The 23,171-nt window shown below is 37.8% G+C and carries 21 protein-coding genes; 8 read left to right on the forward strand and 13 right to left on the reverse strand.

Annotated elements, in window-relative coordinates; translation table 11 throughout:
* The first annotated feature begins 41 nt into the window (after positions 1-41).
* Positions 42-1,757, forward strand: a complete 1,716-nt coding sequence (locus AC6CH7_RS13835) for an ABC transporter ATP-binding protein (RefSeq protein ID WP_498263301.1) — start codon at positions 42-44, stop codon at positions 1,755-1,757.
* An 8-nt stretch (positions 1,758-1,765) separates the two neighbouring features.
* Here AC6CH7_RS13835 and AC6CH7_RS13840 read toward each other — a convergent pair whose 3' ends face one another.
* On the reverse strand, positions 1,766-2,668 hold the full coding sequence (locus tag AC6CH7_RS13840) for a mechanosensitive ion channel family protein (RefSeq protein WP_498263302.1): 903 nt from the start codon (positions 2,666-2,668) through the stop codon (positions 1,766-1,768).
* A gap of 110 nt (positions 2,669-2,778) precedes the next feature.
* On the opposite strand from AC6CH7_RS13840, the gene rnr reads away from it, so the two are divergent.
* Together rnr and AC6CH7_RS13850 are read left to right on the forward strand one after the other, a co-directional pair.
* A complete protein-coding gene (gene rnr / locus AC6CH7_RS13845) occupies positions 2,779-4,911 on the forward strand; it encodes a ribonuclease R (protein ID WP_498263303.1) in 2,133 nt (710 codons plus the stop codon).
* Between the two features lie 18 nt (positions 4,912-4,929).
* Complete coding sequence (locus tag AC6CH7_RS13850) at positions 4,930-5,898, forward strand: polyprenyl synthetase family protein (protein ID WP_498263304.1); 969 nt, start codon at positions 4,930-4,932, stop codon at positions 5,896-5,898.
* On the opposite strand, the gene AC6CH7_RS13855 is transcribed toward AC6CH7_RS13850, so the two are convergent.
* Positions 5,895-6,857: a response regulator gene (locus tag AC6CH7_RS13855; protein WP_498263305.1), complete on the reverse strand. Its 963-nt coding sequence runs from the start codon at positions 6,855-6,857 to the stop codon at positions 5,895-5,897. The genes AC6CH7_RS13850 and AC6CH7_RS13855 overlap by 4 nt on opposite strands.
* Before the next feature lie 210 nt (positions 6,858-7,067).
* Between AC6CH7_RS13855 and AC6CH7_RS13860 the strand changes: the two genes are divergently transcribed.
* A complete protein-coding gene (locus AC6CH7_RS13860; RefSeq protein ID WP_498263306.1) occupies positions 7,068-7,448 on the forward strand; it encodes a helix-turn-helix domain-containing protein in 381 nt (126 codons plus the stop codon).
* Here AC6CH7_RS13860 and AC6CH7_RS13865 read toward each other — a convergent pair.
* From AC6CH7_RS13865 to AC6CH7_RS13885, 5 genes are all read right to left on the reverse strand, one after another.
* Positions 7,445-8,317 (reverse strand): endonuclease/exonuclease/phosphatase family protein, encoded by an 873-nt coding sequence (locus AC6CH7_RS13865; RefSeq protein WP_498263307.1) that lies wholly within the window; start codon positions 8,315-8,317, stop codon positions 7,445-7,447. The two genes, AC6CH7_RS13860 and AC6CH7_RS13865, sit on opposite strands and share 4 nt — an antisense overlap.
* A gap of 185 nt (positions 8,318-8,502) precedes the next feature.
* Complete coding sequence (rpmA, locus tag AC6CH7_RS13870) at positions 8,503-8,922, reverse strand: 50S ribosomal protein L27 (RefSeq protein WP_498263308.1); 420 nt, start codon at positions 8,920-8,922, stop codon at positions 8,503-8,505.
* Positions 8,923-8,980: 58 nt separating this feature from the next.
* Positions 8,981-9,292 carry a 50S ribosomal protein L21 gene (rplU, locus tag AC6CH7_RS13875; RefSeq protein ID WP_498263309.1) on the reverse strand — a complete coding sequence of 104 codons (312 nt, stop codon included), beginning with the start codon at positions 9,290-9,292 and terminating at the stop codon, positions 8,981-8,983.
* Between the two features lie 81 nt (positions 9,293-9,373).
* Positions 9,374-9,802: a hypothetical protein gene (locus AC6CH7_RS13880; protein ID WP_235207026.1), complete on the reverse strand. Its 429-nt coding sequence runs from the start codon at positions 9,800-9,802 to the stop codon at positions 9,374-9,376.
* An 87-nt stretch (positions 9,803-9,889) separates the two neighbouring features.
* Entirely contained in the window at positions 9,890-11,317 is a 1,428-nt protein-coding gene (locus tag AC6CH7_RS13885; RefSeq protein WP_498263310.1) for a dicarboxylate/amino acid:cation symporter, read from the reverse strand.
* A 129-nt stretch (positions 11,318-11,446) separates the two neighbouring features.
* Here AC6CH7_RS13885 and AC6CH7_RS13890 point away from each other — a divergent pair, with 129 nt between their 5' ends.
* Together AC6CH7_RS13890 and AC6CH7_RS13895 are read left to right on the forward strand one after the other, a co-directional pair.
* Positions 11,447-11,944 carry an RNA polymerase sigma factor gene (locus AC6CH7_RS13890; RefSeq protein WP_498263311.1) on the forward strand — a complete coding sequence of 166 codons (498 nt, stop codon included), beginning with the start codon at positions 11,447-11,449 and terminating at the stop codon, positions 11,942-11,944.
* Positions 11,931-12,530: a hypothetical protein gene (locus tag AC6CH7_RS13895; RefSeq protein ID WP_498263312.1), complete on the forward strand. Its 600-nt coding sequence runs from the start codon at positions 11,931-11,933 to the stop codon at positions 12,528-12,530. The genes AC6CH7_RS13890 and AC6CH7_RS13895 overlap by 14 nt, the downstream gene beginning before the upstream one ends.
* Positions 12,531-12,671: 141 nt before the next feature.
* Here AC6CH7_RS13895 and AC6CH7_RS13900 read toward each other — a convergent pair whose 3' ends face one another.
* Complete coding sequence (locus AC6CH7_RS13900) at positions 12,672-13,106, reverse strand: nuclear transport factor 2 family protein (protein WP_498263313.1); 435 nt, start codon at positions 13,104-13,106, stop codon at positions 12,672-12,674.
* A 72-nt stretch (positions 13,107-13,178) separates the two neighbouring features.
* On the reverse strand, positions 13,179-14,033 hold the full coding sequence (locus AC6CH7_RS13905) for a helix-turn-helix transcriptional regulator (protein ID WP_498263314.1): 855 nt from the start codon (positions 14,031-14,033) through the stop codon (positions 13,179-13,181).
* A 207-nt stretch (positions 14,034-14,240) separates the two neighbouring features.
* On the opposite strand from AC6CH7_RS13905, the gene AC6CH7_RS13910 reads away from it, so the two are divergent.
* Both AC6CH7_RS13910 and AC6CH7_RS13915 read left to right on the forward strand, forming a co-directional pair.
* Positions 14,241-17,126, forward strand: a complete 2,886-nt coding sequence (locus AC6CH7_RS13910) for a ligand-binding sensor domain-containing protein (protein ID WP_498263315.1) — start codon at positions 14,241-14,243, stop codon at positions 17,124-17,126.
* Positions 17,119-17,751 carry a response regulator gene (locus AC6CH7_RS13915; protein WP_498263316.1) on the forward strand — a complete coding sequence of 211 codons (633 nt, stop codon included), beginning with the start codon at positions 17,119-17,121 and terminating at the stop codon, positions 17,749-17,751. The genes AC6CH7_RS13910 and AC6CH7_RS13915 overlap by 8 nt, the downstream gene beginning before the upstream one ends.
* Positions 17,752-17,753: 2 nt before the next feature.
* Here the strand turns inward: AC6CH7_RS13915 and AC6CH7_RS13920 are convergent, their stop codons facing one another.
* The 4 genes from AC6CH7_RS13920 to AC6CH7_RS13935 all read right to left on the reverse strand — a co-directional run bounded on the left by AC6CH7_RS13920 (position 17,754) and on the right by AC6CH7_RS13935 (position 23,138).
* On the reverse strand, positions 17,754-18,362 hold the full coding sequence (locus tag AC6CH7_RS13920) for a hypothetical protein (protein ID WP_498263317.1): 609 nt from the start codon (positions 18,360-18,362) through the stop codon (positions 17,754-17,756).
* A 52-nt stretch (positions 18,363-18,414) separates the two neighbouring features.
* Positions 18,415-20,322 carry a beta-N-acetylhexosaminidase gene (locus AC6CH7_RS13925; RefSeq protein WP_498263318.1) on the reverse strand — a complete coding sequence of 636 codons (1,908 nt, stop codon included), beginning with the start codon at positions 20,320-20,322 and terminating at the stop codon, positions 18,415-18,417.
* Positions 20,323-20,440: 118 nt separating this feature from the next.
* Positions 20,441-21,403, reverse strand: a complete 963-nt coding sequence (gene trxB, locus AC6CH7_RS13930; RefSeq protein ID WP_498263319.1) for a thioredoxin-disulfide reductase — start codon at positions 21,401-21,403, stop codon at positions 20,441-20,443.
* Positions 21,404-21,509: 106 nt separating this feature from the next.
* The gene (locus AC6CH7_RS13935; protein WP_498263320.1) at positions 21,510-23,138 is read right to left on the reverse strand and encodes an acyl-CoA carboxylase subunit beta; all 1,629 of its coding nucleotides are present in this window, start codon (positions 23,136-23,138) and stop codon (positions 21,510-21,512) included.
* Positions 23,139-23,171: the final 33 nt, after the last annotated feature.

The raw sequence follows: 23,171 nt of genomic DNA on the forward strand, positions 1-23,171 counted from the left end.
TTTCATCTGTATATAAATTTGTTTTTTGTTCCGTTAAATCGATGCTGAACGTTAAAAACCTCGACATACAATTCTTAAACAAAGAGGACAAATCCTGGCTTAAAGCAGTTAACAATGTGAGCTTCTCCATTGACAAGGGTAAGGTGCTTGGTATTGTTGGAGAGTCGGGATCAGGAAAATCTGTAACTTCTTTCTCTATTATGAGGCTTCATGATCCACAAAGCACAATGATTGGCGGTGAAGTGAAATTTGACAACATCGATCTGCTAAATTTAACGGCCGAAGACATCAGAGGATATAGAGGCAATAAAATTGCCATGATTTTTCAGGAGCCCATGACTTCTTTGAATCCGGTGTTTACTTGCGGGGCCCAGGTTGAAGAAGCGATTATACTACATCAGAAGCTTGACAAGTATACGGCAAAAAATAAAACCATAGCCCTTTTTAAGGAAGTTCAGCTTCCGCGTCCCGAACACATATTTGACAGTTACCCTCACCAACTTTCCGGAGGACAAAAGCAAAGGGTTATGATTGCCATGGCGCTTAGCTGCAATCCGGAACTTTTAATAGCAGACGAACCTACGACAGCTCTTGATGTAACGGTTCAAAAAACGATCCTGGAGTTATTACTAAAACTTAAACAGGAACGTGATATGGCCATGATATTCATATCTCATGACCTTGCCGTAATTAGCGAAATTGCAGATGAGGTTGCCGTTATGTATAAGGGAGAAATTGTTGAACAAGGTTCGGCAGATCAGATTTTTCATCATCCACAACATCCGTATACAAAAGGTTTACTTGCCTGCAGACCTGCACCGAATAGATTGCTGAAAAAGTTACCCGTTGTGGCCGACTTTTTAAATGAAGACTCAGATCAGTCCATTGCCCATCTGATGGCGCAAAATAGCTATACCGATTCTGAAATCGAACAGCGAAGGGTCCATCTTTATGGCCAAAAACCGCTATTAGAGGTTAAAGACTTGTGTACCTGGTATCCCATAAGGAATGGTTTGTTTGGCAAAACCACTGATTATGTAAAGGCGGTTGACCATATTAACTTCGATGTTTTTCCTGGTGAAACACTTGGACTTGTGGGTGAATCGGGATGTGGAAAAACCACTTTAGGCCGTAGTATTTTAAGACTGGTTGAGCCTACCTCAGGACAGATCATTTTTGATGGCAACAACATTACTTCTCTTAACAGAAGAGACCTGCGTGGAATGAGAAAAGATGTACAAATAATTTTTCAGGATCCATACTCCTCTTTAAATCCAAGGCTTACCATAGGTAATGCTTTAATGGAACCGTTACAGGTACATCAGGTATTTGATAATGATGCCAAACGAAAAGCTCATGTGCTAAATTTACTTGAACGTGTTGATCTAAAAGCCGAACATTTCAACAGGTATCCACATGAGTTTTCGGGTGGTCAGCGCCAACGTATTGTAATTGCCAGAGCACTTGCCTTACAACCGCGATTTATTATTTGCGATGAATCGGTATCCGCACTGGATGTTTCTGTACAGGCCCAGGTATTGAATCTGTTGCGCCAGTTGCAACAGGAATTTGGACTTACCTATATTTTTATCTCTCACGATCTTGCCGTTGTAAAACACATTTCTGATCGAATGATTGTGATGAATAAAGGAAAAATTGAGGAACAAGGATATCCTGAAGATATTTACAACAATCCGCAAGCCGAGTATACACGCAAGTTAATCGCAGCCATTCCGGGTGCAAAATCCTTAATTTGATTGTTTAATTAGAGGGTTGTAGGCGTTGTTTGTTTATCGGTTTTCAGAACGGCCGATAATCTTATCAATGCAGTATTTATTGCTCTCCTGATCTCCCTTTCTTTAACCTTATCGTATCTTTTCAATAAAATCATTGCCTTAAAGATAACAACGTCTTTATTGATCGCTATGGTTTTAACAGTAAGGCCTCCGGGCATCACATTGTCGGCATAATTTTCAATAACCTTATTTAATTGGTTTTCTATAAATTCAGGGGTATAGCCATTAGTCAGCGACATATCAAATTCGATACTCAGCTTCTTGGTATTTTGCTTAGACTGGTTTACAATAACAGAGCTAAAAGCAAGTGAATTGGGAATTATCACCATATCGCTATCTTCATTTTGCAAGATCATATTGATCAGTGTGATGTCTAATATCTTACCCTCATGATCGCCTATCTTGATGTGATCCCCTAATGAAAGTCTGTCGGAAAACATGATAATTAAACCATTGATCATATTGGCAACATAGTCTTTGAATGTAACTGCTAAGGCTGCGGCAACAATGGAAATACTAAATACCAGATCCTCTAATTTCACATCCCAGAATGAGGTTAATGCAAACGCAAAAAAGACGGTATTTAATATAGACTCAATCCGGTTAATACCCAGAATGAAATTATCCTTAATGTTGCTCTTAAACTTATGTTTTTTGATGTACCAATAAATAACAACCAACCTAATAATAGAGATTGCAAGACTTGGTCCCAGAAAGATCATCAAACCATCAGCGATCCGCTCCAAACGTGGATAGTCTTTATACATTTGGGGCTGATTGAAATAAAAATAAATCAACAGTAAACAAATTACTGCCTTTATCAGGATCATCAGCAATTCCTTTCCGGTTTTTCTTTCTCTGTCTTCTATCATTTTATACTATAAATAAGAATAAGTTTGACATTACTCTGCCTAAGCAAAGGTACAAAATACAACAATCTATCGCTTCAAATTGTTACCTTCGGGTGATTCATATTTTTATTATGGCAAAAAAGAAAACATCGCACTTAGAACTTGTTTTAATACAATTGATTAGTGATGTATTGGAAAAAAACAGTAATGAAGCACTGAACTACAAACAAGTTTCAGCTAAATTAAATATAACAGATCCGGAAGCTAGAGAAACAATTCTTGAGGTACTTAAAGAGCAATCGAGAAAGGGTGTTTTTTTAGAACCAGAAAAGGGGAAATTCCGCTTAAAGGATTTGAAAACTTTCGTTATCGGTAAAGTAGACATGACCGCTGATGGTTCTGCATTTGTAGTTCCTGAAGATGAGTTTGAAAAAGACATTTTTGTATCGGCACGCAAACTTCATAATGCACTAAATGGTGATACCGTAAAAGTTTACATCTACGCCAAAAAAAGTGGCCGTAAAAATGAAGGCGAAGTAGTTGAGATCATCACCCGTGCAAAAATAGATTTCATTGGAGTGATAAAGATCTCTGATCGTTTTGCTTTTGTAAATATCGACGACCGTAAAATGCTGCACGATATATTTGTTCCTTTAAGCGACCTCAACGGCGCTAAAAACGGACAAAAAGTACAGGTAAGCATTACGGATTGGCCGGAAGGCGCAAAGAATCCAATCGGAAAAATAACCACTATACTTGGCGAGCAGGGCGAGAATAATACTGAAATGAACGCCATCCTGGCTCAGTTTGGATTTCCTTTGGTATTTCCGCCTGAGGTGGAAAATGAAGCAAATGCGATACCTGAAGAAATTACTACCGCCGACTTAAAAGGGCGCAAGGACTTCAGGGAAACGGTTACATTTACCATTGACCCGGCCGATGCAAAGGACTTCGATGATGCCATATCTTTTAAAACATTACCGAATGGGAATTATGAGATAGGTGTACACATTGCTGATGTGTCTCACTATGTTACCCCTAATAGTCATCTCGATAAAGAAGCTTATTCAAGAGCTACCTCAGTTTACCTGGTAGATCGCGTGATTCCTATGCTTCCTGAACGCTTAAGTAATGGGGTATGTTCCTTACGTCCGAACGAAGACAAGCTGTGCTTTGCAGCCGTATTTGAACTCGATGATAAAGCAAACATCATTACAGAATGGTTTGGCCGCACGGTTATCCATTCGAACAGACGCTTTAGTTATGAAGAGGCTCAGGAAGTTATTGAAAATAAAGAAGGTGATTACGCTGGTGAAATCCTGAAACTTAATGAGCTGGCTTATATACTTCGCGACAGGAAGTTTAAAAATGGAGCCATCAGTTTTGAAAGTACTGAGGTTAAATTTAAACTTGACCAAACGGGTAAACCAATTGGCGTGTATGTTAAAGAACGTAAAGATGCGCATAAGCTCATAGAAGATTTTATGTTGCTTGCCAATAAAAAAGTAGCTGAGTTCATTGCCAAAAAGGGAAAAGGAAAGCAGAAATATACTTTTGTATATCGTTCTCACGATTCCCCTAACCTCGAAAACCTGGGTAATTTTGCACTTTTTGCAGCCCGTTTTGGTTATAAGATAAATATGAAATCGGATAAGGAGATTGCGAAATCTCTGAACTACCTGATGGAAGATGTTGAAGGGAAAAAGGAACAGAATGTATTAACGCAACTTGCCATCCGCTCTATGGCAAAAGCTGTTTACACCACAAAAAAGACAAGTCATTACGGATTGGCCTTTGACCACTATACCCATTTCACCTCTCCTATCAGACGATATCCTGATGTTATGGTACACAGACTTCTGGCTGCTTACTTAAACAATGAAAAGTCTGCAAATGAGGAAGAATATGAAATAGCATCCTCTCATTCCTCAACAATGGAAAAACGCGCTGCAGATGCGGAGCGTGCTTCTATTAAATACAAGCAGGCCGAATATCTTGAAGAAAACATAGGGAATACTTTCCTTGGCATCATCTCCGGAGTTACGGAATGGGGAATGTATGTTGAGATCATTGAAAACAAATGCGAGGGCATGATAAGACTTCGTGACATATCTGATGATTTCTATGTGCTGGATGAAAAAAACTACTGCATAGTGGGGCAACGTAAAAAGAAAAAATACCAATTGGGCGACGAGGTAAAGGTAAAAGTAAAGAAAGTAGATCTGGCTAAACGTCAAATAGATTTCATTTTAGTACAGGATTAGATAACAACAATAAAAAGAATGCATTCTCCTTCAGAATTATTAAAGCACGTAGAACAAGCAATAAGCGAAATCCAATACCCAACATATCCTGGTAATTTATATGAGCCTATTAGCTATATTATGAGCTTAGGCGGTAAAAGAATAAGACCTACTATGCTATTAATGGCAGTAGATTTATTTAGTGGCGATATTTTTAAGGCTTTGCCCGCGGCAATGGCAATTGAAACATTCCACAACTTTACACTTATTCATGATGACATTATGGACAATGCCCCTCTTAGAAGAGGCAAGCAAACCGTACACGAAAAGTGGGGTACAAATACGGCCATACTAAGTGGCGACGTGATGATGGTTGAAGCAAACAAACACATTACAAATGTTGATGTAAGCATTTTAAAGCCCGCTCTTGATACTTTTAATACCACTGCACAGGGTGTCTGTGAAGGTCAGCAACTCGATATGGAATTTGAAGACCGTAGCGACGTAAGCATTCCCGAATACCTAGATATGATACGCCTTAAAACAGCTGTCTTATTAGGTGGCGCAATGAAACTGGGTGCAATTGTTGCTAAGGCGAAACCAGAAGAAGCTGAACTTATTTATGTATTTGGGGAAAATCTGGGCATTGCTTTTCAACTGCAAGACGATATTCTGGATGTGTTTGGCGACCCGGAGAAATTTGGGAAACAAATAGCCGGTGACATTATAGCTAACAAAAAAACTTTTCTACTGCTAAAATTACAGGAATTGGTAAGCAAAGAGGATCATGCTAAACTTACCGATCAATTTGCCAACAAGAACATAGAAGATAAAATCAAACACATTACCGATTTATATCATAGCTATAAGATCAGGGAGTTGGCTACTCGGGAAATGAAAAGTTATCTTGACAAAGCATTTACGGCCTTAAACAAGATTACGATAGTTGAATCAAGGAAATCTGAAATTATTAAATTAGCTGAGGAGCTGATGAACAGAGAACATTAATGATCAAATATTGATCTTACCTTTTCGTCAGTAAGTGGCTTAGCTATAAAATCTTTCACAAACGGAAATGATTTTGCAATTGTTCTATCCATTGGATCAACTGATGATGAGACAATAACAACATCGATAGAGATCTTGTTTTCATCTAACATCTTCAGAAATCTGAGTCCATCAATATTAGGCATGTGTAAATCCAAAAGAATAAGATCAGGCTTGTTCTGCTTGATGTAATCAAGTGCACTTTCAGGATTATTGAACAAAACAACCTGCTTTTCTCTATGTTGATTTCTTATCAAGGCCTGATGCACTTTAATGGTCATCAGATCATCATCAACAAGCACTACATGCTTTTTCCCTGATTCTAAGTCCTCATTTTCTGGCAGATTATCAGTTCCGGGCCTACCAAGGGAAATACAAAGTTCCCGAATTACATTATCCAGTTTTTTTGCCTGATAATTAACATCGCTTAGCAACTGATTTATTTTTGAAATATCGTATCCCCCCAAGCGGCCATAGCTGGTAACGTTAAACAAGCTGGATACATTAGCCGTAAGTGAGCGTAGTTGATGAGATGTAAGGTGAGAATAGTCATTAAGCTTCCTTAAATGATCCAGACGTTCATGATTCTTGATGATGGTGCAAACAACACACTCAATCTTACCTTTCATCAAAGGAGTAAACACGAACTGAAAAGACGAATCTATTCCATCATACGCTGAAGGAATTCTTACCTCTATACTAAAACATTTATTGTTAAAACACTTTTCAAGTAGTTTTAGGAATTTATATTTATAGATTTGCGTAATTATTTCCTCAACATTGTCCCCAATTTTAGGCGAACCAGTAATAAATTCCCGTAAATTATTTTCAGGAACGATTTTGAAAAATAATAATTCAAATTTTCTATCAATCAGAAAAAATGAACAAGATGAATGCTCCCACACATTACTAACAAGCATTGTTAATCTTATCTAAACTATTATATTGCCCACCTCTCATTTTTTTAACGGATTTTTTAATTATGTCATAAGCCCTGGCTTAATACTCGTAATGTCTATGCTGCAATTCTAACTTAATAATTATCCCAATTTATTTATGGTTTAGAATTTGCAACCTAGTAACAGATTTCAGATTTGACCATGTACAAATCAACACAATATAAATCAATTATGCAAGAAATACTATCAAAAGTAAACATCGGAGAAAGGATTAAAAACTTGCGATTAGACCACAATTTATCACAAGCTGCCATAGCCAACATATTAAATATATCTAGAAGTAATTATTCACAAATAGAATTAGGAAATCAGTTCCCTTCTTTTGACACACTACACCTAATCGCCAGATATTATAGCAAAAGTTATGAATGGATTTTACATGGGGAATCACAGGATTCAGAAGATCATAAATCAGTTAATAAGATCCAATCCTTAATTAATAATCTTGAGAAATCTGTGGCAGGTTTTAAAAAGGTGATAGAAACCCTTGAACAGGAACTAATTGAAATTAAAACCAAAAAATTCAAAGGCAACCAACCGAATGAACATTAAAATTCGACAATAATCGTTACCGGGTAATGATCAGAAGGGACTCTAGCCTGCGAATTCTGAAGCTTTAACTCCTTAGGGGCGGTAGCCGGATTAAAAGCTACATTTGAATCATCAAGGGTATGATATGTATCCGTTAAAATACCATAGCGTTTAACCTTAAATTGTTTTGTTAAAAAGATATGATCAATACGGCTTGCCGTTATGGCGTTGCTTCTAAAGTTATTAAACGTTCCATTCAATGCATAAGGTGCATCGGTCATTTCAAAAGAATCTTTCAATAAACCCGACTCATCAATTACCTTATAACTTTCGCTAAGCTGATCTACATTAAAATCACCGGTAAGTACTGCCGGAATACTTGTTCCTCCAATTTCTCTTATTTTAGCCATTATAAGTTTGGCACTTTCTAACCTGGCTGTAACGCCTACATGGTCAAAATGGGTATTAAAAAACATGAATTTTTTCTTGGTTTTCAAGTCCTTGAACAGACCCCATGTACAAATTCTTGGTAATACTGCATCCCATCCTCTATTGGGCGCTGTGGTGTTTTCAGACAACCAAAAAGTACCGCTTTTAAGCACTTGAAACTTATCTTTCTTATAAAAGATAGGAGCGTATTCTCCCTTTTTTATACCGTCTTCACGTCCAACACCTATGTAAGTATATTCGTTTAATTGACCAAGCATATCTTCGAGCTGATTTTGTAATACTTCCTGAGACCCGAAAATATCAAAGTCGTGGTATTTGATCAATTGTGTTAATGGAATGTAACGCTGTTTCCATCCGTCTCCTTGTTTAACATCACTGGCCGCATCCATTCGGATGTTATAAGTAGCAATTTTAACAACCTGTGCATTAAGGACAGTCAAACAAAAAAACAGTAACAAAAAAGGAATAAAAAATCTGGCACTCTGAAAAAACTTTATCATATGCAATTATAATCATTTGCGTCATCGATCTCCCCTTCATGAAGAAAGATGAACAAAAATATTACTTTACAAAAAAAGGGTTTCAACATATGCTGAAACCCTTTTTTTGTAAAGTAAATATCTTACTATTCTGCAGATTCTGCTTTAGTTTCTACTTCAGCTTTAACAGCTTTTTTAGCAGGTGCTTTTTTTGCAGGTGCTTTTTCAGCAGCAACTTCCTTTGCAGGAGCAGCAGCTTTCTTAGCAGGTGCTTTTTTAACAACAGGTGCTTTTTCTACAACTTCTTTAGCTACTGTAGGTAACACAGAAACGTATGATTTGTTATCTTGTTTCTTTTTGAAGATTACAGTACCATCAACCAAAGCGAATAAAGTATGGTCTTTACCAATACCTACTCCTTTATCTGGATGATGTTTTGTACCACGCTGACGTACTAAAATGTTTCCAGCGATAGCTTCCTGACCACCAAATATTTTGATACCTAAACGTTTGCTATGCGACTCGCGTCCGTTTCTCGAACTACCGGCTCCTTTTTTATGTGCCATCTTGTTTTATATTTTATTAATTACCTGATTAACCTGGTAATCTTTGTTTAACAACTAATTATAAACTGATACCAGAAATCTGGATTTTGGTGAAATACTGACGGTGACCGTTTTTCTTTTTGTAACCTTTTCTACGTTTCTTTTTGAAAACGATTATCTTATCACCTTTTAAATGAGACACGATTTTAGCTGAAACTGAAGCACCTTTCAATGTAGGAGCTCCTACAGAGATTTTACCACCATCTTCAACCAACAATACATTGTCAAATTCAATACTAGCGCCTTCATCTCCTTGTAAACGGTGTACAAAAAGGTGCTGGTCTTTTGCAACTTTGAATTGCTGTCCTGCTATATTTACTATTGCGTACATTGTTAAATATTTATTATTTTAAATTGTTTATTTTTATCGAGGTGCAAATATAGAATTAATTTTTCTAAATCCACAACAGAATTACTTTTTATTCCCGTAACGTTCTTCAGCGTCATTTATGCTTTGTCCGATAAGCTTTTGCATTTGAGCTGCAACATCTCTTAGCTTAGGTATTTCGTTGTAATCAGTCAAATAGATCACTTTCTTTGACTTTGTTTTGTAATTAAACTGGATCTCATAACGCAGTATCTTAGGCGAATTTAAATCAGATCCGTTATTTGCAATTACACTTGGAAAATTCCATAAACCTAATTCATTTGCCTTGCTGTGTAAATAGATCATGTCATTTTTTCTAAGCTTTACATGGGTCTTAACCAATGAGTCTTTATCATCAAGGTATTGATAATCGCCGGTAGCAGAATTGTAGCTATTGGCAAGGGTTTTCCCTACCCCCCACTTGTACTCAAATGAAACAAAGTCTGCTGATCTGAAAGGTGCATTCTTTATCATTGGGGTATAATATACAATGCAATAAATCAAGAACGGCACTACAATACTTAGCGCTAAAAAAATCTTTTTTCCTTTGTTAGTCATAAATTATGCTTCTACTGGTACCTCATAGTCAGGATTATATTCACCCTCCCATTTTGCGATTACAACTGTTGCTAAACAGTTCCCTATTACGTTTAATGATGTTCTGCCCATATCCATCAACTCATCAACCCCTAAAATTGCAGCAATAATAAAGGTTGGAAGACCAAACTGATCTGCAGTTGCTATCAAAATAATTAGAGATGCCCTTGGTATTGCAGCCACCCCTTTACTGGTAATCATCAGCGTAAAAACAATCAACAACTGATCGCCAAACGACAAATGCATTCCTGCAGCCTGGGCCACAAAAATAGCCGCTAATGAGAGATATAAAGTTGTTCCATCTAAATTAAAACTATAACCAGTTGGAATTACAAATGATACAATTTTACGCGGAACCCCAAATTTTTCCATTGCACTCATTGCTTTAGGTAGTGCAGCATCAGAACTGGTTGTTGCAAAAGCAATTGATACTGGTTCTTTTATCGCGCTAATAAACTTCCGTATAGGCAGCCTGATATATAAAGCCACCGGTAGCAATACAATAAGGATAAAAGCCAGCAACGCCACGTATAGGGTTGCCACCAGCATAAACAAATGCTTTAGGATATCTACCCCCATATGCCCCACCGTGTACGCCATAGCTGCCCCTACTCCAATTGGAGCAAAATACATGATCACATTTGTGAACTTAAACATGGTTTCAGATAAGCTTTCACAAAAATCAACCATAGGCTTTCGCTTCTTTTCGTCTACCATAGCCAAACCGATACCGAAGATCACCGAAAAGATCACAATCTGTAAAATTTGGGCATCATAGATAGATTTCGCTATATTCTCAGGGAAAACGTTTCTAAAAAAGGCAAGTGTTTTATACAACCAATGTATGCTGTGCGGTAAACTCTGCAGAATGCTTTCATCAGTCAAATCTTTTACTGGTTTAGGCAATTCATTATGAGGCATGTTTTCAATATTAACCCCTACGCCCGCCTGAGAAATATTGATTGCTGCTAATCCAATAAATAATGCCAATGTGGTAGCACAATAGAAGTACAACATAGATTTCCATGCCATCCTGCCTACTTGTTTCAAATCAGAATGACCAGCGATACCATAAACAAGGGTTGCAAATAATATTGGGCCAACTATAGTTTTTACCAGTTTAATAAACCCTTTGCTTAGCGGCTGCAATGCTATAGCTACATGTGGATAATCTACCCCAATAAATACACCTAAAATCATACAGACCAATATCCAGGTTGTCAGATTCTTTTTAATAAGGGCATAAATAAACAATTCCGCTGCAAGAATCCAACGAACTGCCATCATCAGATTGTCTGGAATGGCAACAATGTCAAAATCTTTCAAAACTCCGAGCAAAGTTGCAATTGTAATAAATATCAATGTAATTAGCCCGATGCGGTTTTGCTTCATAAATTAGTTTTTAGTGGCAACAAAAGTAATTAATTGTGGTAAGCCCGCAAACATTTATTATTTTTGATACCGCAACCGCTTGTAACAATTAAAGATTACAACGATCAAACTACCATCAGCCGTTAATTAATGGAACAAAAGGATCAGTTATTTAAACAAATTTTCGACACAAACTCCAAGAAAATCTTCCATTTATGTTATGGTTATACTGGCGACGAGGACTCGGCAAACGATCTTCTTCAGGAAACATTTTTAAAAGTTTGGCAGAATTTAGATAAGTTCCGGAATAAGTCTTTGATTTCGACATGGATCTACCGTATCGCAGTCAATACTTGCTTAACCTACTTAAGGTCAGAAAAAAGGCAGGCAAAAGATGAGCTTACAGACAATATCATCGAAAACAGGCCAGAGGAATTGTCAGAAAAAAACGAACAGGTTGCACTACTTTATAAATCAATATCAAAATTAGAAGAAAACGATCGCCTCATAATTACAATGGTACTCGATGATCTACCCTACAATGAAATAGCCGATATATCTGGCATCAGTGAAGGGAATCTGAGAGTAAAAATTCATCGCATTAAACAAAAACTTACAGAACTATACAATCAACATGCAAGAATTTGATCATATACAATCGCTTTGGCAATCACATTCAGTTGAGGTAAAAATCTCTTCTGATGAAATGCTTTCGCAGGCAAAAAAAGAAGTATCAGGCATCAAAACAAGATCTCTATTGAACATCGCCGGAATGTTGATTTCTTTTGCATCCCTTGTTACACTTTTGATATTCTATCCATTCACATCCTGGACCACACCTGCTGGCTTAGGCATCATTATTATTGCTATAGCGGTATCCACCTTTATTTTATATAAGGATTACAAAATAATATCGAGGAATGACTTTACGCAGCATCCCAATGAGTTTTTATCACAATTAAAAGTCTACCAGTTAAATAAGTTCTCCATATACAACAAGCTATATTGGTTTTATGCCGCAGCAATATGTCTTGGCTTTGTCCTTTATTTCTACGAAATGCTCGACAACCTGGAATTATGGTTTCAGATCGGAATAACCTCCTTCTCTGTTTTCTGGATGGCATTATGTGCAACCTTTTTACGTAAAGCTTATTTGAAAAGAGAAAAGGAACGCCTGGACCTTTTAATAGAGAAGTTCGAACGTATTAGCAGCCAGTTCAAAGAGCATCCATAAAAAAAAGTCATCCTAGCTATTGGATGACTTCTATTATTAACTAACCCAAATTTAAATTTATCCAAACTTATTGCTGGGCTTCCTGGTTCAAATATAGGTTTAGGGCTTAACTATGAATAAGCGAAACTCACCAATTCTTTTTTAGCCATTAAATCTGTGGATCTGGCTTATTTTCCAAATGCCGTTTTGATCTTTTACAACAGTTACATAGTTCTCCTGGGTAAACAATGGATATTTAAAATCTACCCTTACCATCACTACGCAATCGCTAGTAGATAAGATCTCGAAATTCGAGGTACAGTTTAATGTAATGTCGCCTCTTTTTTTATAAAAATCTACCAGATCCCTTTTGTTTTGTTCTATAATTTTACCTTGCCTGGTTATTTTTAGCACAGCCTCGCTACCCATCACCTGATTAAGTAATGCCGCATTACAGTGAACATTTGCATCAATGTAAGCTTCTATTACAGAGCTTGATTTTAAATTTACACTTGCCGCTGGTTTATCAGTATCGGCGGACGCAACAGTGAAGGAGATACCCAGTATCGCCATGCACAATAGGATTTTTCTTTTCATAACCATTTTTTCTAAAAATTTTTAAACTAAACACATATCGTGTACTCTAAAAAGCATCGTATACGGTACAGATTACCTGTACTGGCCGGGAGTAACGTTAAATGAACTTCTAAACAACCTGATAAAGGAACTTGGGCATTCAAAGCCCACCATATCTACAATCTCGCTAAGGGGATAATCTGTATTTCTTAAGTAGTACTTGGCTTGCTGGAGTCTGAATGTTGTTAAAAACTGGTGTGGCGACTGCTGATACGCTTGTTTAAAGGTCCTGAGTAAATGATTTATCGACAAACAAGCCATCTGTGCAATATCATCCAGTCGGATGTTCTTATTGTAATTGCTGATGATATAATCCTTAGCCATAGACAGGCGCCTTAATATTTCGGATTTGGTAACATGACTAAGAAACTTCAATGATGCAGTCCGGTTTACCACTTCAGTGTTGTATATGCCATAATAATTTAACAAACAATTGTGTAAGCAATCATTCAAGAGCAATTGATTAGTTGTATTGCTCTTAAGAAGTGTTCCAAGATTTAACAGGCCATCTTTTAATGCACCCTGCAAAGGATAAATAGCTTCTACAAAAACCGGGTTCTCATATTTATAATCAAATGGGTTATCCAATAAAACAGCTTGACTTTTTCTCGAATATTCGAAATCCTGAACGAAAGAGGGATCAAAGAAAACAGACAGTGCATTTACCGGTATTGCTGAATCAATTCTGCTGGAATAGTTGGTATGGCTATTTAGAAATATAAAGTTTTCTGGATGCAATCTCAACTCCCTTTTGCCTAATTTATAGTCGGCAGTGCCATTAAATACCATATTAATGGAATACTTTCCTGTTAAGCCAGCGAAGCTGCTGGCACAGGAATTTTGACTTACAATTTCATTATTACCAACAAGTATTCTATTACTACTCATCACAATTAAATTAGCGTGTTTAACTCAAATCAGTCAACTTCAATGTTCAAAGTTTCTAATCAAAATTAAACCGGGATATCGTGTTTCTTTTCACCCCTGAAGGGGTATTTTGAGGTAAATGAAAAAAATACCCCTTCAGGGGTGATTTTTTAATTGTATATTGATAAATATATTTACAATCGGATTAACCTTGTATTTCCGTATCAAGTGGGCAAAAAGATATTGTTACTTTTTCTCATCCTTTTCAGCTATTGTCCCGATGGTTTTTCCCAGCGGTATAACTTTGAACAATATGACATAGAGGATGGTCTAACGCAATCGCAGGTAACTGCTATTACGCAGGATAACAAGCGTCGCTTGTGGATTTCGACCCTTGGAGGGCTCAGCTGTTTTAATGGCAAACAGTTTACCGATTACACTAAAACACGTGGTCTAAGCAGTAACTTCATTCTTGCACTGGCCGCAGGAAAAAAAGATGAAATATGGATAGGATCTGCCAAAGGCTTATCAAAATACGATGGTAAAAATTTCAGCAATTCGGCTGACACAAAAAAATGGGTTAGTGCACTGGCTACCGATAAAGATGGAACTACCTATAGTATAAAAGCCAAACACTTATACAACGCCAGTAAAGATCAACCAATAACCATTTCAAATGATACCACAGAAATAGTTACGGCTCTTAAAACAGACTATTCAGGTAACATATGGGTAGCCGTTCATAGCAAAGGGTTATATCATCTTGAAAAAGGTAAATGGATACTATGGCCATTAGATGAAAAAATAAAAACCCTAGTAGTTACTAATATTTTAGTAGACAGACTTAACAAAGGAAAGGTATGGCTTTTAACGCCCGAAGGGATCTACGTTGCCCAGAACAACACCATTGATAAAGCATATAACGAAATTACAAGTAAATGCAATGCCATAGCTCAGGATGGCAAAGGATCAATATGGATAGGTACAAACAAGGGTGCCTACTACATCACCCCTGCCAGTGTTATCCATTTCAACTCCAAAAATGGGTTTACAGATAATATTGTTAATGAGATATTTAAAGACGTAGAGAACAACATCTGGCTTGGCACAGATGGTTCAGGCTTATTCAGGTTTACCAATAACAGCTACGTAACATTTGATGAAACACAAGGAATAGAAAGCCGAATTGTAATGGCCATTGCCAACGGTCCTACTCCAGGATCAATATGGTTAGGCTCATATGGTGGCTTGTATGAATACAAACAGAATCAAAAGATAACAAACATTAAAATACCCTCTCAAAATCCGGATTCCTACCGCATTAATTTCTTATATAACGACCGTAAAAATGATCTTTGGGTAGGCACTCCCGGTGGTGGCCTCTGGAGGCATAACGGGCAGCGCCTGGAGCGCATGGATACAGATAAGGGGCATATAGCATACAATGCAATGATCGAGGATAGTGGTGGCACCATATGGCTATCAACCAATTACGGATGCTTAACCTTTGACGTGAACACCAGAAAACTTACCAGAATTACCCAACAGTTTGGTGGTGGATTAATGGAACTGGGCCGCGATTCAGTAATTTTAGGCACCCAGGATGGAGCATGGTTAATTGTAAATAAGAAAACAATTACGCCGTTAAAGATTAAGGGCTTATCGGGTTCAAACATACTCTGTATGCTTAAACATAAGGATTATGTGCTTTTTGGGACCGCAGATTATGGCTTGGTGATCTGGAATATTAAAACCGGGGCAACAAAATTTTTAAATACAAAGTCTGGAATTGCATCTGATCATATCTATAGCTTACTAGAAGATAAAAAGGGAACAATATGGGTTGGAACCGGAAGAGGCATTGATAGGATTGATCCTAAAAACTTTACAATTATACCAACACAAAGTGAGGATGAGCTACTGGTAGAGTGCAATCAGAATGCCATACTCCAACACGACAACAATGTATGGATTGGCACAACTAAAGGTGTTATTGTTTATGGCGTAAATCCTAGTTCAGAAAAAAAAGTAAACCCATACATTTACATCAATTCAGTAAACATAACACCAAACTACAAGCCTGAATATGTTGAGGGTGTGCTTACACTACCTTATAACCACAATCACATCAATATTAGCTATACCGGAATTTATTTGAAAAATCCCGATGCTGTAATGTACAGGTACCGACTAATTGGATTGGATAATAAATTCAGTCAGCCAAGCAGTAATTCGTCCATGAATTTCACTGCTATCCCTCCCGGAAAATACACTTTCGAAGTAAAAGTGATTACCAAAGACGGACTTTTTTCAGCTAATACGGCCTCAGTTGCATTTGAAATACGACCAGCATATTATCAAACGCCGCTTTTTAAGTTCTTTATTGTGATACTTATTATCCTGCTGATATTATTTATAGTATATATCATCCTGATGCTGAATGAGCGTAGGCGCAAATTAAGACTAAAAATAAAACTGGAGGAACAATTTAAGATCAGAAAACAAACTGCTGAAGATTTTCACGATGACCTGGGCAACAAGCTAACCAGAATAACAGTTCTTTCGGAAGTATTGGGTAGTATGATCGATAAAGATGATACCGAAAAAAGAAATATTTTAAAAAAGATCCGCTGCAATGTTGATGAACTGTACAATGGAACTAAAGATATATTATGGTCGTTAAATCCAAAAAACGATTCCTTAGATCAGGTATTGAACCACATTAAAGATTTCGGGCAGGAAATGGTTAATGAAACCCCTGTTCTGTTTAAATTTGATATTGATCTCAATAATAAATACACCAAGTTATCATTAGATATGAGTAGAAACATATTGATGATCTTTAAGGAGTCGATACATAATTCGTTGAAACATGCCAAGGCTAAGGTGATAAATTTTGAAGCCAAATTAAACAACGGCACGCTGTTGATCACCCTTCAGGACGACGGAATAGGCTTTGATGTAGCTCATGCTAAAGACGGGCATGGCATGAACAATATGTACGTAAGGGCTAAAAGAATAAATGCCGATTTAAAGATCATTTCTAATGACAATGGCACCAGTATATTATTACTTCTTAATTTTTCATCCTTAAAACATTTTAAAAATGCCTAGTCAGGAAGCCGCTAGAATTGTAATTATCGAAGACGACAAAACCATTAGAGAAGGCTACCACTACCTGATAGACAATACCTCTCCCTATACTGTTGTAAACGCTTACCCTTCATTTGATGTTGCAAAACTTAAAATTGCAAAAGACAATCCGGATGTGATCATACTGGATATACAGCTACCAGGAACAAGCGGTATTGATGCTTTACCTCAGCTAAAAAGGATGCTGCCTAATGTTTACATCATTATGCTTACCGTATATGAAACCGAAAAAATAATACTGGATGCGCTGGCAAATGGTGCTTCGGGCTACTTTACCAAGAATACGCCTTCATCAAAAATAATTGACGCAATTAAAGAGGTAATGCACGGTGGCGGGCCCATGAGCCCGGATGTTTCAAAGAAAGTAATAATGTCTCTTCAAAAGAACCAGCACTCGCCGCTTACTAAAAGAGAAACGCAGATACTGGAATTAATAGCCGAGGGAAAAGATCGCGGTCAGATCGCTACTCAATTGTTTATAGATGTAGAAACGGTTAAAACTCATGTAAAGAACATTTACATTAAATTAGACGTCAACTCGAAAGCTGACGCCATAAATGTTGCAAGAACCAATAAGCTGATATAAGCCTATTCTTTTATTTCAGATATAGAGAAGCTATTGCCGCTAAGTCTATACTGTAATGTTTTTAGAGTACCATCCTTTTCGGTAGTGTCCTTTGAATTTACGATAGGATAAGTGCGAAACAAGTCGCCATTCTTGATAACGAATTTATCATTACCCGCGTAGGTCTTTTTAGCTCTATCGCTTAATGCCGGGAAAGTGATCTTGTTAAAATTGCCATCCGAATATTCGAAAACATTGAGATCCAGAACATTCTTCTTACTTAATAACTCGATGTAAATTTCCGGATTACCATCGTTATCCAGATCCATGTTCCATGCATCAGTTATAATGCCACTACGTTCATTGGAAAACGATTTGTAACTGCTTTTAAGCGAATCGGACATCAGTATCAGATAACCACCTACACTATCAACCCCTTTACCCCAGCTTACTACCTCAAAATTGATACCTGGTCTTATTGCAATATCCTTGTAAAAAACAAACTGACCTTTTTCCTTAGTGGCAACAGGTTCACTTTGCTTTACGGCTTCATCTTTCTTAGAAGAGTCACCGCAGGAAGCCAATAAAAGCAGCCCCGCAAATAGAAGAGGCTGCTTTATTAAGTATTTCATCAATTTCATCATTTACTTTTTAATGTAAATACAATTTATACAATGCAAACTACTATTTAGTTTTTACATCCGAAGCACCATTGTTCAAAATTGTTTCTGTAACAACGCTGCGTTTACCACTTGGAGTAATTACAATTGTTTTTAAAACACGTTTCTCTCCTTTAGGAACAATCACTTTAACAGGACTGTTGACCAAGGTCGCGGTTTCAGACGGACGCGTAAGGTCTAAAGTATAAAATACTTTTGAACCTGGTATTGGTGCTTTCAAATCAAGACTAATCTCTTCACCGTTCACTACCTTCTCAGTTGTTAAGCCAAGCGGAGTTGGAACCCAGTAGTTCGTGTTGGTTTTATCTAATCTGGCCAAATGTACAGGAATACGTTCTTCAGAGAAGTTTTTAAAGTCCTTACGGTCAAGCTTGCTCCATGCAATCTCAGCTAATGAGAACATTCTTGGTAAAATCATGTACTCCACTTTTTCAGGAGTTTGAATATACTCAGTCCATAGGTTAGCCTGTACACCTACAATATGTTTCTGCTGATCTGCAGTTAATTCTTTTGGCATTGGATCGTAAGCATATGCTAAAGAATAAGGTGCTAAACCACCAATATTTGTTGGCTCATCAACAGAATTAGATTGTTTATGATCAAAGTAAAGTCCAATAGGTCCGCCTGGGGTCATGATCACATCATGGTTTTGTTTTGCCGCAGCAATACCACCTTCGGTGCCTCTCCACGACATTACGGTAGCGTTAGGTGCTAAACCACCTTCAAGAATCTCATCCCATCCAATAATTGAGCGGCCTTTTGCATTGATGTGTTTTTCGATTCGCTGGATAAAATAGCTTTGCAATTCGTGCTCATCTTTTAACCCAAGTTTTTTAATTAAGTTCTGGCAAAACTCACTTTCTTTCCAGTATTCTTTAGGGCTCTCATCACCACCGATATGAATATATTTAGAAGGGAAAATCGCGATTACCTCATCCAAAACATCTTCTAAAAATTTAAAGGTATTGTCGCTAGGAACAAATACATCATCAAATACACCCCATTGTTGTTGCACTTGCTTTCCTTTTCTAGAACCAGACCAAGGTGTTTTCGCATCAACAAAAGTATCTCTGTTAGGGAAACAGCTTAATTCCGGATAAGCCGCAATTGCTGCTGAAGCATGGCCCGGAAGCTCAATCTCAGGAATTACGTTAATAAATCTTGCTGCTGCATAAGCAACAACTTCTTTGGCCTCTTGCTGAGTATAAAAACCTTTGTACTCTTTGTTATCTGTACCTACCCCAGGGTGGTGACCAATAATGGTACCGCTTCTGGTTGCACCAACTGTAGTTAGTTTAGGGTATTTCTTGATCTCAATTCTCCATCCCTGATCTTCGGTTAAATGCCAGTGAAAGTTGTTTAATTTATATTGAGACATTAAGTCGATGTACTTCTTGATAAAAGCTAACGGGAACATGTGGCGTCCAACATCAAGGTGCATCCCCCTGTATTTAAAACGAGGATAATCGTTAATTTCTGCCGCACTTATCGTTAACTCATTATTTTTCTTTTCAGGCATTAACTGGATCATAGACTGAACTGCGTAGAACAATCCTGCATCTTTACCTGTTACTGTGATTTTTTTATCAGTAATATCAATAGTATAACCTTCTGCAGGCAATTTATCGGCGCCTACCGAGGTCAATACAATTGCTCTTTCATTTGCTTTTAAAGCTTTTGTTTCTCTAAGTGCAAATCCTGCCTTCGTAGTAATAGAAGCGTTTAGCAAATCTGCCATCTTTGCATTGGCTGCGTCTGCAGACAACAATACAACAGTTTTGTCCAGTTTAAAGGCTCCGCTTTTCTTTATTACAGATACGGGTGCAGGAATAATGCCCATATTGGCATCTGTTTGTGCAAAAGCACTCACAGACATAAATGCCACGAGAGCAACTGATAATAATCTTTTCATGTGTTAGGTTAAATAATTTATTTTAAATCAAGCCCCAAGATAAAAAAATCTTAGAGAAAGGTGGGCAAAAAAAAGGCAGAACCATACGATTCTGCCCATATTTTCATTAAAATGTTACTTACAACACTTCTTTTACTTCATGCTCTTTAGCCGCCAGATAACGCTCTGCATCTAAAGCAGCCATACAACCAGAACCCGCAGCTGTAACCGCCTGGCGGTAGTAATGATCCTGAACATCTCCACTGGCAAAAACACCTTCTATGTTGGTTTTCGAAGTTCCAGGGATTGTTCTTAAATAACCAGTTTCATCCATATCCAACCATCCTTTAAAGATATCGGTATTAGGTTTATGGCCAATAGCCACAAAGAAACCTTCAACAGGCAAATCAGTTTCTGCACCAGATTGATTGTTTACTATTCTTACCGCAGTAACATTTTTACCGTTACCAAGAATTTCTTTAGTTTCAGAGTTATAAATCACTTCGATATTTGGTGTATTTAATACCCTGTGTACCATAGCTTTTGAAGCTCTAAACTCATCTCTGCGCACAATCATATATACTTTTTTACAAAGCTTTGCAAGGTAAGTAGCCTCTTCAGCAGCAGTATCACCGGCACCAACTATAGCTACGTCCTGCCCTTTAAAGAAAAAGCCGTCGCATACCGCACATGCAGATACACCAAAACCATTATATTGTTGTTCACTAGGTAAACCAAGCCATTTAGCTGTGGCACCTGTTGAGATAATTACAGTATCAGCTGTGATGGTTTTAATCTCATCAACAACTACCTTATGGGGCAAAGATGAAAAGTCTACAGAGCTTACATATCCAAAACGGATATCAGTTCCAAAACGTTCTGCTTGTTTACGGAAATCTTCCATCATCTCAGGACCCATAATGCCACCTGGGTATCCCGGGAAATTATCAACATCAGTAGTCTGCGTTAATTGACCACCAGGTTCCATACCAGTATACATAACCGGTTTAAGATCAGCACGGGCTGCATAAATTGCAGCAGTATATCCTGCCGGACCTGAACCTATAATTAAACATTGAACGTGTTCTATTTCTTCTGACATATATGTTTCTTTCTTATTAAAGTACAAAATTACGCTTTATCCCGCTATCCGTCAAACGCTGACGCACAACAAAGGCAACATTGTGATTTCCAGATTATAATTCCGCTTAGGTCTGTATAACACCTACGTTAAACTGCTTCTTTATAGGAGATTGATTGGCCGCTTCTATACCCATAGAAATTACTTTTCTGGTTTCTGAAGGGTCAATAACACCATCAACCCATAACCTTGCCGCAGCATAATAAGGAGTAGTCTGACTGTTATACCTATCGGTGATTTCTTTTAACAATTCTTCTTCTTTTTCTGGTGTAATCACCTCTCCTTTTGCTTTTAGCGATGCTTCCTGAATCTGCAGCAGTACTTTAGCAGCCTGCGGGCCACCCATTACGGCAATTTTGGCGCTTGGCCAGGCATAAATCAATCGCGGATCATATGCTTTACCACACATGGCATAATTACCGGCACCGTAAGAATTTCCTATCACGATGGTAAACTTAGGCACAACTGAGTTTGCAACCGCGTTTACCATTTTTGCACCATCTTTAATGATGCCTCCATGTTCAGATCTGCTACCTACCATAAAGCCGGTAACATCCTGTAAAAACACCAAAGGGATTTTTTTCTGATTGCAGTTCATGATAAACCGTGTTGCCTTATCAGCACTGTCAGAATAAATTACCCCCCCGAACTGCATCTCCCCTTTTTTGGATTTAACAACTTTACGCTGATTGGCAACTATACCAACCGCCCAGCCATCAATACGGCCCAATCCGCATATGATACTCTGTCCATACAATTTCTTATATTCTTCAAATTCAGAGTTATCCACCAAGCGATGAACTACCTCAAGCATATCGTAAGGCTTTTCTCTGTTTTCTGGCAGTATCCCATAAATTTGTTCGGGATCTAATTTAGGTAAAGCAGGCTTAATCCTATCAAATCCAGCTACCTGAGGCGTCCCCAGCATGCTCATAATGTTACGAATGCTATCTAAACAAGCCTGATCATTAGGATGTTTATAATCGGTAACGCCTGATATTTCACAATGGGTGGTAGCCCCACCCAGGGTTTCATTGTCTACATCTTCGCCAATTGCTGATTTAACAAGATAAGACCCTGCCAGGAACACAGAACCTGTACCATCAACAATCATTGCTTCATCACTCATGATTGGCAAATAAGCACCACCAGCTACACAAGAGCCCATTATTGCCGCAATCTGTACTATCCCATCGGCCGACATGATGGCGTTGTTTCTAAACATTCGTCCGAAATGTTCCTTATCAGGGAAAATCTCATCCTGCATGGGCAAATAAACACCTGCACTATCAACCAGATAGATTACCGGCAGTCTGTTTTCCATTGCAATTTCCTGTGCCCGAAGATTTTTCTTTGCAGTCATAGGAAACCAGGCACCTGCTTTTACGGTAGCGTCGTTGGCAACAATCATACATTGCCTGCCCGATACATATCCGATACCGCAAACCACACCGGCAGATGGACAGCCACCCTGCTCCGCATACATTTCATCGGCCGCAAAAGCGCCAATTTCCAGAAACTGACTTTCTTTATCTATCAGGTAAAAGATACGTTCTCTTGCCAGTAGTTTACCCTTGTCCTTTTGTTTAGCAGCATTCTTCTCTCCCCCACCTTTATATATCTTTTTGAGCCGTGTTTTTAAGTCATAAACTGACTGTTTATTAACGTCTTCATTCTTATTGAATTCTATGTTCATACAGGCAAGTTAAATCTTTATTTTTAGGAGAAC

Source organism: Pedobacter sp. GQ55 (assembly GCF_059758925.1).

Coding starts and splice junctions, on each gene's coding strand:
- AC6CH7_RS13860 (WP_498263306.1), top strand. CDS start 7,068: ATGCAAGAAATACTATCAAAAGTAAACATCGGAGAAAGGATTAAAAAC.
- AC6CH7_RS13890 (WP_498263311.1), top strand. CDS start 11,447: ATGGAACAAAAGGATCAGTTATTTAAACAAATTTTCGACACAAACTCC.
- AC6CH7_RS13905 (WP_498263314.1), bottom strand. CDS start 14,033: ATGAGTAGTAATAGAATACTTGTTGGTAATAATGAAATTGTAAGTCAA.
- AC6CH7_RS13850 (WP_498263304.1), top strand. CDS start 4,930: ATGCATTCTCCTTCAGAATTATTAAAGCACGTAGAACAAGCAATAAGC.
- AC6CH7_RS13840 (WP_498263302.1), bottom strand. CDS start 2,668: ATGATAGAAGACAGAGAAAGAAAAACCGGAAAGGAATTGCTGATGATC.
- rnr (WP_498263303.1), top strand. CDS start 2,779: ATGGCAAAAAAGAAAACATCGCACTTAGAACTTGTTTTAATACAATTG.
- AC6CH7_RS13920 (WP_498263317.1), bottom strand. CDS start 18,362: ATGAAATACTTAATAAAGCAGCCTCTTCTATTTGCGGGGCTGCTTTTA.
- trxB (WP_498263319.1), bottom strand. CDS start 21,403: ATGTCAGAAGAAATAGAACACGTTCAATGTTTAATTATAGGTTCAGGT.
- AC6CH7_RS13885 (WP_498263310.1), bottom strand. CDS start 11,317: ATGAAGCAAAACCGCATCGGGCTAATTACATTGATATTTATTACAATT.
- AC6CH7_RS13915 (WP_498263316.1), top strand. CDS start 17,119: ATGCCTAGTCAGGAAGCCGCTAGAATTGTAATTATCGAAGACGACAAA.
- AC6CH7_RS13895 (WP_498263312.1), top strand. CDS start 11,931: ATGCAAGAATTTGATCATATACAATCGCTTTGGCAATCACATTCAGTT.
- rplU (WP_498263309.1), bottom strand. CDS start 9,292: ATGTACGCAATAGTAAATATAGCAGGACAGCAATTCAAAGTTGCAAAA.
- AC6CH7_RS13900 (WP_498263313.1), bottom strand. CDS start 13,106: ATGAAAAGAAAAATCCTATTGTGCATGGCGATACTGGGTATCTCCTTC.
- AC6CH7_RS13925 (WP_498263318.1), bottom strand. CDS start 20,322: ATGAAAAGATTATTATCAGTTGCTCTCGTGGCATTTATGTCTGTGAGT.
- AC6CH7_RS13835 (WP_498263301.1), top strand. CDS start 42: ATGCTGAACGTTAAAAACCTCGACATACAATTCTTAAACAAAGAGGAC.
- rpmA (WP_498263308.1), bottom strand. CDS start 8,922: ATGGCACATAAAAAAGGAGCCGGTAGTTCGAGAAACGGACGCGAGTCG.
- AC6CH7_RS13880 (WP_235207026.1), bottom strand. CDS start 9,802: ATGATAAAGAATGCACCTTTCAGATCAGCAGACTTTGTTTCATTTGAG.
- AC6CH7_RS13855 (WP_498263305.1), bottom strand. CDS start 6,857: ATGCTTGTTAGTAATGTGTGGGAGCATTCATCTTGTTCATTTTTTCTG.
- AC6CH7_RS13935 (WP_498263320.1), bottom strand. CDS start 23,138: ATGAACATAGAATTCAATAAGAATGAAGACGTTAATAAACAGTCAGTT.